Source organism: Clostridium mobile, assembly GCF_018918285.1.
Taxonomy (GTDB): Bacteria; Bacillota; Clostridia; order Clostridiales; family Clostridiaceae; genus Clostridium_AW; species Clostridium_AW mobile.
This window is the reverse complement of the sequence record NZ_JAHLQF010000001.1, coordinates 705742-718400: the sequence shown is the minus strand read 5'-3', so window position 1 is coordinate 718400 and position 12659 is coordinate 705742. Positions and strand designations below refer to the sequence as shown.

At 30.9% G+C, this 12659-nt stretch carries 10 protein-coding genes and 1 riboswitch; of the genes, 6 read left to right on the top strand and 4 right to left on the bottom strand.

The features are described 5' to 3' along the window. Positions 1–19: 19 nt before the first annotated feature. On the bottom strand, positions 20–781 hold the full coding sequence (locus tag KQI86_RS03545) for a LytR/AlgR family response regulator transcription factor (RefSeq protein ID WP_216438319.1): 762 nt from the start codon (positions 779–781) through the stop codon (positions 20–22). 2 nt (positions 782–783) lie between these two features. Beyond that, positions 784–2457, bottom strand: a complete 1674-nt coding sequence (locus KQI86_RS03540; protein ID WP_216437770.1) for a LytS/YhcK type 5TM receptor domain-containing protein — start codon at positions 2455–2457, stop codon at positions 784–786. A 210-nt stretch (positions 2458–2667) separates the two neighbouring features. Here KQI86_RS03540 and KQI86_RS03535 point away from each other — a divergent pair, with 210 nt between their 5' ends. Continuing rightward, positions 2668–4146 (top strand): carbon starvation CstA family protein, encoded by a 1479-nt coding sequence (locus KQI86_RS03535; protein ID WP_216437769.1) that lies wholly within the window; start codon positions 2668–2670, stop codon positions 4144–4146. A gap of 355 nt (positions 4147–4501) precedes the next feature. After that, positions 4502–5536, top strand: a complete 1035-nt coding sequence (locus tag KQI86_RS03530; protein WP_216437768.1) for a zinc dependent phospholipase C family protein — start codon at positions 4502–4504, stop codon at positions 5534–5536. A gap of 63 nt (positions 5537–5599) precedes the next feature. Here KQI86_RS03530 and KQI86_RS03525 read toward each other — a convergent pair whose 3' ends face one another. Further along, positions 5600–6637 (bottom strand): M42 family metallopeptidase, encoded by a 1038-nt coding sequence (locus KQI86_RS03525; RefSeq protein ID WP_216437767.1) that lies wholly within the window; start codon positions 6635–6637, stop codon positions 5600–5602. A 219-nt stretch (positions 6638–6856) separates the two neighbouring features. On the opposite strand from KQI86_RS03525, the gene KQI86_RS03520 reads away from it, so the two are divergent. Beyond that, a complete protein-coding gene (locus KQI86_RS03520; protein WP_216437766.1) occupies positions 6857–7927 on the top strand; it encodes a DUF6709 family protein in 1071 nt (356 codons plus the stop codon). A gap of 123 nt (positions 7928–8050) precedes the next feature. On the opposite strand, the gene KQI86_RS03515 is transcribed toward KQI86_RS03520, so the two are convergent. Beyond that, the gene (locus tag KQI86_RS03515; protein ID WP_216437765.1) at positions 8051–8818 is read right to left on the bottom strand and encodes an SDR family NAD(P)-dependent oxidoreductase; all 768 of its coding nucleotides are present in this window, start codon (positions 8816–8818) and stop codon (positions 8051–8053) included. A 194-nt stretch (positions 8819–9012) separates the two neighbouring features. On the opposite strand from KQI86_RS03515, the gene KQI86_RS03510 reads away from it, so the two are divergent. The 3 genes from KQI86_RS03510 (at position 9013) to KQI86_RS03500 (ending at position 12459) form a co-directional block, all read left to right on the top strand. Further along, positions 9013–9957 (top strand): ketopantoate reductase family protein, encoded by a 945-nt coding sequence (locus KQI86_RS03510; protein WP_216437764.1) that lies wholly within the window; start codon positions 9013–9015, stop codon positions 9955–9957. Positions 9958–10151: 194 nt separating this feature from the next. Further along, positions 10152–10694, top strand: coding sequence for an ECF transporter S component (locus KQI86_RS03505; RefSeq protein ID WP_216437763.1), 543 nt, complete (start codon positions 10152–10154; stop codon positions 10692–10694). Between the two features lie 154 nt (positions 10695–10848). Beyond that, a riboswitch (glycine riboswitch) is annotated at positions 10849–10942 on the top strand. A gap of 101 nt (positions 10943–11043) precedes the next feature. Beyond that, complete coding sequence (locus tag KQI86_RS03500) at positions 11044–12459, top strand: alanine/glycine:cation symporter family protein (RefSeq protein ID WP_216437762.1); 1416 nt, start codon at positions 11044–11046, stop codon at positions 12457–12459. Positions 12460–12659: the final 200 nt, after the last annotated feature.

Genomic DNA, 12659 nt, shown 5'->3' with positions numbered 1-12659 from the left:
CCCCGAGAAATCGGGGTTTTTATATATCAAGTATCTCTTTTAGGCATCTTACATTTTTTCTGCTTATAGGAATCTCAGATTTTTCATCGTCATCCATGACTAATTTATAAGTACCATTAAACCAAGAATATAATTCTTTTACATTATTTAAATTAACCAAATAGCTTCTATGAGCTCTAAAAAGCTTTGTTTTTTTCTGCAACCTATTCATGGTATAGTTAGTTAAATAGGTAGTATTTTTGCTTTTAATATATACTTTTTCATTTTCAGCATAACAAAAATAAATATCATCAATATTTAACAAAACTATTTTCCCGGATTTTTCACAAGGGAGTTTTTCGGTTATTTGAGTTTTTTTTATTTCAATTCTTTTCATAACTTCATTTACTACATTAGGTATTTGTTCATTTATACTTTTATTGATAAAGGACTTATGTAATCTATTTACTGTAGATATTATTCTCTTGTCATCATAAGGTTTTAAAATATAATCCAATGCAGCTACTTCAAAAGCATTTAAAGCATATTCTTCATAGGCAGTGACAAAGATTATTTCTATGTTTTTATTAAAATTTTTAATTTCTTTTGCCAAGTCCATACCATTTTTAAGGGGGATATTTATATCTAAAAACACCACATCAGGATTTTTAGACTTTATTAATTGGAGTCCTTTTTCACCATCATGACCCATTCCTATTACATGAATAAAATCAAAATTTCCTAATATATGTTTCAGTTCGTCAGCCGCAGGTATTTCATCTTCAATTATTATACAATTCATGCTCAATTTAATCGTACCTCCTTAGGAATTACAAAGCTTACCTCTGTTCCTTCGCTTATAGCACTTTTAATATTAAGACAATAATTTTCTCCATATAAGAGTTTAAGCCTTTCATTTACATTATATAATCCTATTCTGGAATTATTAAAAATATTTTTTAAAATACTTTCTTCAATACCTATACCATCATCTTTTATTAAAAATCGTAGCTTGTCCTCTTTACATACTACTCTAACATCTATATTACCACCAGAAGGCTTAGGCAGAATTCCATGTTTTATAGAATTTTCTATAAGGGGCTGAAGTATAAAAACTGGTATTTTATATTCTAAAAGATTAGCAGGTATATCTATATTAACTTTTAGTCTATCTCCAAAACGCGCGTTTTCTATAGAAAGATAGGAATTTAAAAATTCAATCTCTTCTTTTAGTGTTAGAAATTCCTCATCTCGATTTAAAGTACTTCTAAAATAATTTGATAGATCCAGTATCAATTCTCTAGCCTTATTAGGATTAGTTCTACAAAAGGAAGATATAGTATTTAGTGCATTAAATAAGAAATGGGGATGAATTTGAGCTCTTAGAGCTTTGTATTCAGCTCGATAGGCTTCTTCAACAGCTTTATTTAAATTATAAATATTTAATTGTGTAGATAATAGCCTTCCTAATTGCTTTGTAAACTGTATAAAATACTCATCAGCATATTTTGATGATTTTAAATATAAACCTATTATGGCTTCTAGTTTATTTTGATAAAAAATTGGTATAAAAAATAGAGTTTTTTCCATATCATCTTCTTTTAAGACAATAAGCTTATAATCAGGATATTTATAATAGTTTTCTAATGAACTATCTAGGTTATCCAAATTTAATTCTTCTCCATGATAACTTAATATTTCGGAAGAATTTGCTACGAAAACTCCTTCATAATTGCTACTATCATAAATTATTTTACATACTTTTTCTGATGTTTCTTTATTAACTCCCTTCTTTAAATAATTTAAGGTTTTTTCAGCGATAAGAAGGGCTTTTTCTGCTTGATAGGCACCTATTCTATTGTATTGTTCTACAGCATTGTTGGTTATATTAATAAAAATTACTACACCAATAGAGTTAATCAATATCATTGGTAAGGCAATTACTTTTTCTAATTCTAATGCTTCTTTAAAGGGCCTAGATAAAATTAAGATTATAATCATTTGTAAAACTTCAGCTATAACTCCGACTATAAAACCTAGCTTAGGATCTAACTCTTTCTTCTTAGATAGCCTATGAGCTATGCCACCACACAAACCTTCTACTACAGTAGCTACACCACAGGCAAGAGCGGTAAAACCACCAATATAATATCTTTGAAGCCCCGCAATAGTTCCAACAATCATTCCAACCAAAGGGCCTCCTATGTATCCAGCAGTAATGGCACCTATAGGTCTAGTATTTGCTAATGCATAGGGATATTTTGAAGCAAAATTTAGGCTTGGAGTATTTATTTTTGGATTAACATCTATACCTGTGTAAGTTCCTAAAATTGATAATATACTAAAAAAAATAATAATTATAATTTTATTTAATTTGGAATCTTTTATTAAAAGTTTTTTACTTAAAGCAATTTGATTAAATATATAAGAAGATAGAGCAATTAAAGACATATTTTGTAACAGTTGAATATATAACATATGATACACCTCTTAAATTCAATTCACTTAACATTATTACATAGAATTGAATTAATATAAATAACCTTTAATGGGATAAATAGGTTATTCACCCTTAAGATATAGCTATTCACAGAAAATTCGTATAATATAGAAAGATGTTTTAGTATAATTTTCCATAAGTAATGTATTGAAAAGCTTTACTTAATAAAATTTGGGGAGGATGGTTTTATGGTATCATTTATAATTTCTGTTATTGCTCTTATTTTAGGTTATTTTATTTATGGAAAAATTGTTGAAAAAATCTTTGGGGCAGATGAAAATATAAAAACTCCAGCAGTAAGATTAGAGGATGGAGTTGACTTTGTGCCGCTACCAGCATGGAAGATATTTTTAATCCAATTTTTAAACATAGCAGGACTCGGTCCTATTTTTGGAGCCATACTTGGAGCTATGTTTGGTCCAGCAGCATTTCTATGGATAGTATTTGGATCTATATTTGCTGGAGGAGTTCATGATTATTTCTCTGGAATGTTATCTATAAGACATGATGGTGCTAGTATACCAGAAATTGTTGGAAAATACTTAGGAAATGGATTTAGACAGTTTATGAGAGTTTTCTCAGTTGTTCTATTAATATTAGTTGGTGTGGTTTTTGTAACTGGACCAGCAGGATTACTTGCAGGTTTAACACCTGAAAAATTAAATGTTACCTTTTGGCTTTATGTTATCTTTGCATATTATATATTAGCTACTTTACTTCCTATAGATAAATTAATAGGTAAAATATATCCACTATTTGGTATATGCCTATTAATAATGGCCCTAGGTGTTGGAGGAATGCTTATTATAAAAGGATATCCTATACCAGAAATAACACCAACTAACCTAAGAAACATGCATGTTAATGGGGCTACCACACCACTGTTCCCTGTACTTTTCGTTACCATAGCTTGTGGTGCAATATCAGGATTTCACTCAACTCAGTCACCATTAATGGCTAGATGTGTAACTAGTGAAAAGCAAGGTAGATCAATATTTTATGGTTCTATGATTGCGGAAGGCATAGTGGCTTTAATATGGGCAGCAGCAGCTATGAGTTTCTTTGCAGGACCAGGGGGAACAGACGGGGTAGCAAAGTTAAATGAAGCCATGGTTGCAAACAAAAGTAATACAGCTTGGGTAGTGAGCATCGTATGCAATTCTTTATTAGGAAAAGTAGGGGGAGCATTGGCGATACTAGGTGTAGTAGCTTGTCCTGTAACCTCAGGAGATACTGCCTTTAGAAGTGCAAGGCTTACTATAGCAGATTCTATAAATTATAAGCAAGACAAGATAAAAAATAGATTAATTATAAGTATACCGTTATTTGTAATTGGATTTATATTAACTAAAGTTGACTTCACTATAATCTGGAGATACTTTGCATGGTCAAATCAATCATTGGCCACAGTTGTTTTATGGGCTTCCGCAGTGTATCTTAATCACATTAAAAAACCTCATTTTCTGGCATCAATTCCAGCAGCTTTCATGACCGTAGTAAGTATATCTTATATTATAGTTGCACCAGAAGGATTTGGTATCACTTCTTCTATAGGTAGTATACCTATAGGGAATATAGCTGGAGTGATTGCAACAATAATAATATATGGATTATTCTTAATGAAAATAAGTAATAATAAATCAATTAATGAAACTAAAAAAGCATAATGTTAATAAACCTTTCCCCAAAAGTAGACTAGTTCTGCTTTTGGGATTTTTTTATCCGATGACTACCATCCGTAATACGCTAATCTTCTACGTATGCTACGTCTCTGGATAAGTTCTTCCCCTAAAGGATAAGAATTTCTAAGAAGCAAAGCTTCTAAGAACTCTCTTAATAAGCTTCAGTTGGAGTAAGTATTCCTTTTAAGCAAACTCCATCTGAAGCTAAGAATCACTTGATGTGCGCCAGCAATTAGTTTAAAACAAGGATGTTCATCGTCAGGTGGAATTTTTGGTGAATAATAAATTTCCCAAATGAGAACCCTAGGATTAAAATGCTAAATCTTTAGGGGGAGATATTATGCCAGGAGCATGGACACATGTATTAGGAGCTAGTAAAGTCTCTAGTGATATAGAAGATGTAAAATATAAAAATATAATTAAACAAAATAATAAGATGTATCAGTACGGAGCTCAAGGTCCAGATATATTTTTATATTACTGCATATTTATACCTAGCAAACACAATAGAGTTAAGAAACTAGGACAGAGAATGCATACAGATAAAACTAGAGAGTTTATAATGTACTTTGTAGATAAAGCAAAAGAAACTAAAACAAAAGAAGATTTTGAGTGTTTATTATCTTATACATTAGGATTTGTGACCCATTATGCCTTGGATACTACTATGCACCCATTTATATATTACTTCGGGGGAATATATCACCCAGATACTGTAGGTACAAGAAAGTATGATTTCTATCACAGAGAATTAGAGAATATAATTGGCATGCTAGAATTAGAGGATATCAGAGGTAAAAATAAAAGCAAAGGAACCATACATAATGAAATAGATATAGGGAAAAAAGTTCCAAGAGTTCTTGAGGAAACTTACTCTTCTGCCTTATATGAAGTGTATAGTTTGAAAATAAAAGACTACTTATTACAATATTGCTACAAGGATATGAAAAGTAGCTTTAAATTTGTAATGGACACAAATTTAGGAAAAAATATATTACTATCATTATTAGAGATAGTTATTAACAAGAAAAATAAGGCTAAAATACTTCTAAATCCTGAGAAGATTATACATGAATATGATTACTTAAATAAAAACCATGTTCAGTGGAATCACCCTTGTAATCTAAAAGAAAAAACTAAAAAAAGTGCCGAAGATCTTTATGAAGAGGGGGTTAAAAAGGGAAGTGACATGGTAGAAGCTATTATAAATTATTTAGAAGATAAAATAGATAAGAGTGAACTAGAGAAACTTATACCTAACTTATCTTATGAATCGGGCAAACCTCTAGAAGAATATAAAAAAATGATATATTTTGATTGTATTTTTGAGAAGGATAAGAGTGAAATACATCCAAAGGATAAAAATAATAGTTAAGGATAAATTAAAATTTTTATCCTTAACTTAGAGTTGAAATTACTAAATTTATTTAAAATAAACCTATTGAAGTTCACAATATTTAATAATTAAATCTAAAGTTGCTAAAATTCCTTCCATATGAGTTCTTTCATAACCATGGGAAGCGAAAACTCCTGTACCAATAAGTCCAGTTTTAATATCCCATCCAGCTCTAAGAGCAGCAGAGGCGTCTGAACCATAATGAGGGTATATATCCACCTTGTATGGGATGTCATTATCATTGCATAGCTTCACTAGTTTTTTACGAATATCTAAGTCATAAGGACCGGAGGAGTCCTTTGCACAAATACATACTGCATATTCAGAGGAGTTTTGATCGAGTCCTGGAGCTCCCATATCTACAGCTATGAACTCTTTAGTGTTGGCAGGAATAGCAGCAGAGGCACCATGGCCAACCTCTTCATAGTTTGTTATAAAAAAGCTTGTTGTATATGGAAGTTCTATTTTATTTTCAACCAAGTATTTTATAGTATATAATAATATGGCAGCACTGGCTTTATCGTCTAAATGTCTGCTTTTTACAAAACCATTAGGTGTAAATACAGTTCTTGTATCGAAAAATATAAAGTCTCCTACTTCTATACCTAATTTTTTAGTATCTTCTTTAGAAAACACCTTTTCATCTAATATAACTTCCATGTTTTCTGGAATTCTTTTAAGCTCACGAGCATCACCACTTATATGAACAGAAGGTTTAATGCTTTGAATTGTTCCAGTATATTGTTTTTCCTCTAATGTTTCTACTATACAATTTTCTCCCTCCACGGAATTCATCATGTATCCACCAACGGTACTGAAGGATAGAGAGCCATTAGATTTTATACTCTTTACCATAGCACCTAAAGTATCTATATGAGCAGAAAAAACTTTTCCATATTCATTGTTTTTTCCTTGAATAGTAATTAAAAGACAACCTTTGTTAGTTAGACTATAAGGCACTCCAATAATGTCTAGCTCTTTTTTTATGTAATCTATTACTTTCTCAGTACATCCACTAGGGCTTGGTGTGGTTAAAATATTATTTAAATAATATTTTATCGTCTCTTCGTTATATTTCATATATGAAACACCCCTTTATAAGTATTAAATTCATTTTACCATAATTTTATATATAGTTAAAATTTAAGAAGTAACAATGAAATGTTTTACATAAAACTGCAAAGTTAATTTAAATTAATATAAAATTTAATTTTACATTAAAAATATGGACAAACTTGTAAAAAATTCATATAATAGAAACTGTTGACGAAAGAGACATGCAAAGAGGAGGATTTTTAAATGAAAAAATCGAGCTTTATGAAGGCCTATAAAAAAAGATGGGCTTATAGAATTATGGCACTAGCACTTTGTGCAGTAGCTGCTTTAGTATCCATGGGCATTAGTATATATACATATTATGACAACACAAACAATCCAACGGTGGTCAAAAATAAAGAGGAGTATGATGAAGCTCTTAATAATGATAGTTATATACAAATTTCAGCAGATGAGCTTTATGATCTAGACGTTGTAATAACAGAAACAACAAGTAAATTGGGAGTGAAAGTATCAGAGGATGTAAAATCAAGATTTGTAGCTATGAAGTTAGATACTTATGTATTAACAATAGCCATTCCAAATAAGCAATATGAAAAGTTTGTAGAACAAGAGAATGGGCCTTTTATATTAAAAGGAACATTAATTGAATTTGAAGATATGGAATTAGAAACTATACAAGAAGCTATTATAGATAATAACTCTCTTTCAGATGGGCTTCCATTAGCGCCATATTTTCAATATTTACAATATGAAAGTCCAATGAATTCAGCTTCATTCTTTTTCATGATTGCGGCTTGTTTCATAGTTTATATTTTAATTATGTATATGGTTTATATGAGGAAAAATACTGTAGCATTAAAGAGTCTTAAGAATTTTTCTGATGGAAATCTTGAAGTTGCCTGTCAGAAGATTGATAATGAACTTAATTCAGACAATGCATATAAAAATGGCCCTATTACTATAACTGAAAACTATATAGTTGTGGAAACTCAGCAAATTACATTCGCACTTCCTCTTAAAGAGTTAATGTGGGTGTATAAACAAACTATAAAGAAAAAAGTATACGGTATTATTCCAGCTGGTAGGACAAATGGATTAGTATGTGTCTTTTCAGATAAACATGAGTATAAGGTTGATTTATTTAAAGGTGAGAAAATAATCGATGAAGTCATTGAATATATTTCTAATAACTGCAAAGCATCCTTCGTGGGGCATTCAGAAGAACTTGAAAATTTGTTAAAAAAAGATTCTGATGAATTCATATTTAAGTGGAGAGTTAATAAGGAAAGTTCTAAAAATATGGATATATAAAACTATCATAAAAGATCAAGTGATTCTTAGCTTCAGATGGAGTTTGCTTAAAAGGAATACTTACTCCAACTGAAGCTAAAAGTTATTTAATAACACTTTTCACTTAAAATGATACTTTTTCATTTAAATAGATGTAAAGCCACCATCGATAAATAATGTTTGGCCAGTAGTATAGCTGGAGGCGTCAGAGGCAAAATAAATAACAGCACCGTCTAATTCACCAGCATTACCAGGTCTTCCAGCAGGACAAATTTCATTGTAGATTTTTAAACTACTTTCTTCAAAAAGCTCTGGGGAAGTCATTTCTGTTTCAAAAAGACTAGGTCCAATTCCATTTACAGTTATTCCGTATCGAGCTAATGAAGCTGCCATACCCTTAGTTAAGCTTATTACAGCACCTTTTGAAGCATTATAAGCATGAAGAGGTTCATATTTGCCACCAATAACACCACAAACGGAAGTGGTATTTATAATTTTTCCATAATTTCTTTTCTTCATATGTTTTACAACGTGTTTTGACATCAAAAATACACCTTTCAAATTTGTATCTATAACTCTATTCCACTCAGCTTCCTCAATTAAATCAATAGAACCTACGGAATCCACTCCGGCATTATTCATTAATATATCTATTTTTCCAAAGGTATTTAAAATAGTATTTACAGCAGTAATTACTTGCTTTTCTATTGTAACGTCACATTTTACAGGAAGGGCTTCTCTGCCAAGGGCTTCTATTTCCTTAGCTACTTTTGTTAACTTATCATATCTCCTCGCAAGTATAGCTACATTGGCTCCTTGCCTGGCAAATGCTTTAGCAATTTGAACACCTATGCCACTTGAAGCACCAGTGACAATTGCAACTTTACCTGTTAAATCAAATAGATTACTCATGAAATTCTCTCCTTTAAATATTAGGTATGCATATATATTATATAGCATATTATGGAAAAGAGCTTTTGGTTAATATGGAAAAAAGAAGTATTATATGATATTATTGATAATGAGTTTCAATATCGTTTATTTAAAATGAAAATATCTATATTTGTTATATGTAGTATATATGAATATCAAAGGAGGGGAAATTTATGAAGATTTTAGTTTATGGGGCAGGTGTTCTTGGCAGTTATTTGGCATATGAATTTAGCAAAGTTGGACATGATGTTTATATTTTAGCTAGAAGGAAACGCTACGATGCCCTTAAGAATGAAGGATTGATAATAGAACATCATATTCAAAAGCAAATTACAGTAACCAATGTTAATGTGGTAAATAGCTTTGATAAAATGGATGAGTATGATGCTGTTTTTGTGGTAATGCAAAGAATACAGATAGATGATGTACTGCCTATTTTAGCTAAGAATGAAAAGTGTAAGCTATATGTATTGGTTGGAAATAACGGTGAAGCGGAAAAGACCTATTCTAAATTTATTAACATGTCTCATGGGGAAAAAACATTACTTTTTGGATTCCAAGGAAGTGGAGGTAGGCGTGAAAATAATAGGGTTATAAGTGTACACAAAGGTAAGGTAGATTTTGCTATTGGAAATATTATAAAAGACACAGAATATAAAAAGATTATAGACAAAATTTTTGACGGCACAAAGATAAAGTTGTGGTACTGTGACAATATTGATTCATGGTTAAAATACCATTTGGCTGTAATTATGCCCATTGCTTATGCTGTACATTGGGCAAAAGGAGATATGAAAAAAATATCTAAATCCAAAGATATTTTATATTTAACTTTACAGGCCATGCAAGAAGGAATTGAGGTATTAATCAATCTTGGTTATCCACCAGAACCTAAATCTATTTTAAAGATACTGAAATGGCCAAATTGGGTATGGTATTTACCATTTAAAATAGTGACAGGAACGAAAATAGGAAGTCTTGCGGCAGGGGATCATGCCATGGCTGCTATTAATGAAATGAATTTATTGTTCTTGGAATTTCTAGAAATTAAAAGAAAATCTAATATAAAAACACCTTCACTAGATAAGCTTGAATCCTATTTAATAAAAAATTCTTAATAAAAATCTATATAATATCTGATTAATATAAAACAAAAATATTTATATTAACAAATTAAATATCAATTCTCCAATATTAACCTTGTATATTGTATGGATACATTTGATAAAATGTTTTTAATTCATATAATAATAGATAGAGTTACATAAACAAAGCTGTAAAATAAACTTGGGGAAATAGAGGGGGAATTGGTATGCAAAATGGAGTAACAACAAAAACAAAGACCTATGAGATGGTTCAAATTGCCTTAATGATAGCTTTAACCTGTTTGATTACAATGTTCGTTAAAATACCAAGTAAAGTTGGGTACACTCATGCGGGAGATAGTATGATATTTTTAGCGGCTATATTATTTGGCAAGAAACGAGGAGCTTTCATAGGAGCCACTGGAATGGTTTTAGCAGATGTATTATCAGGATATGCAATTTGGGCACCAGCTACGCTAATAATTAAAGCGGTTATGGCATATATAGCAGCATCCATAGCTTATAGAGGGGACTATAACGGGGAAAACTTTAAGAATAATTTAATTGCATTTATAATGGCAGGAGTTTGGATGGTAGTGGGATATTATTTAGCAAATGTTATGCTGACAAAATATTTTTTTGTGCCAACAGCAACTATTAAAGAAAGCTTTATAATTGGATTAATAGAGATACCTGGTTATATTGTGCAAGCTGTTCTAGGAATATTCATAGCACTACCTTTAATGAAAAAACTTAAAAAAATAATGTAATAACCTATTGAATAATTTTTCATAAAGTTGTATAATGATATAAAATTTCAATTTAAAAATTAATATGGTTCGGATGATGGTAGCAGGAGAGTGGCGAAAGCCCACCGAAGATGCAAATCTTTCAGGTATCCCAATTAGGGTGAGGACTGTTATCGGACGAAACTCTGGAGAGACTCTTTTAAGAGCACCGAAGGAGCAAGTTGGAGAAATCCAATGAAACTCTCAGGTAAAAGGACAGAGAATAGATAGTTATCCAGAGGTCTTTCATTTTTTGAAGGTACCTCTATTTATTTGCGATGCTTCTGTTCATCCGCTGTCCTCAATAATCAAAATATTGGGAGGATGGAAAATGGAAAATTTAATTCAAATCTTTAAAAAAATCGATTCAATAGTATGGGGAGCACCTTTACTAATCTTATTAGTAGGTACAGGTGTATATCTTACGCTTCGTTTGAAATGTATTCAAATCACAAAACTTCCTTTAGCATTTAAGTACATGTTTTCTAAAGAAGATGATGATAGTAAAGGCGAAGGTGATGTTACAAGTTTCCAAGCTTTGTGTACGGCACTAGCTGCCACAATAGGTACAGGAAATATAGTGGGAGTTGCAACAGCAGTAAAGGCTGGTGGACCAGGTGCTATATTTTGGATGTGGATAGCAGCATTTTTTGGTATGGCTACTAAATATGCTGAAGGTTTATTAGCAGTTAAATATAGAGTAACTGATAAGAATGGACAAATGGCCGGTGGTCCTATGTATTATATAGAAAGAGGACTAGGAAATAAATTTTTGGCAAAAATGTTTGCTATATTTGGAATTGGGGTAGCTTTCTTTGGTATAGGTACTTTTGCTCAAATAAATGCTATTTCTGATTCACTAAAGGATTCCTATGGGGTTCCAGTGATTTTAACAGGAATTATAATTACAATATTAGTTGCTATGGTAACACTAGGTGGTATAAAAAATATCGCTAAGGTTGCAGAAAAAATAGTTCCTTTCATGGCAGTTTTATATATAGTAGCATCATTAACTATATTAGGATTAAACGTTAAAGTTTTGCCAGAGGCTATAAAATTAATAATTGTTAGTGCTTTTACTCCTACAGCTGCTATTGGAGGATTCTTAGGTACCACAGTGAAAAATGCTATACAAAATGGTATAGCAAGAGGGGTGTTTTCAAACGAGTCTGGATTAGGAAGTGCACCTATTGCAGCGGCAGCGGCTAAAACTAAGTCCTGTGTAAGACAAGGTCTTATATCTATGACAGGCACCTTTGTTGATACTATAGTAATCTGTACTATGACAGGTTTAACATTAGTATTGACTGGTGCATGGAAGTCAGATTTAGAAGGAGCGGCAATGACTAACTGGGCTTTTACAAATGGAATATCCATACCTTACTTAGGAAAATTTATTATTACAATAGGATTAATGTTCTTTGCTTTTACAACAATATTAGGTTGGAATTACTATGGTGAAAGATGCACAGAATATCTCTTTGGGGTAAAAGGTATAAAACCTTATAGATATATATTTATTGGTATTGTGGCTATAGGAGGATTATCTATATTAAAATTAGATCTTATATGGATTATCGCTGATATAGTAAATGGTTTAATGGCAATCCCTAATCTCATAGCTCTTATAGGATTAAGTGGAATAGTGGCTAGTGAAACGAGGGAATATTTTAATAAACTGTATAATAATGAAAAAAATGAAGATAATGAAGAGTATGTAGAATTGAAAAAAGTAGCAAGATTTTAATTGATTTAGTCTTTTATAATAGCATTTAATGTGAGTTATATCTTTAGAAATCCACAAGGAGTAAATTTACTAAAGATATTTCGGGCAATAAATGCTATTTTGCTATAATACACGAACAATGATAATTGTGAGCTGATGTTATTACTGGTATATACGAATGATAATTTTAAAATCATATATAATATATTGACTTTGTCCAA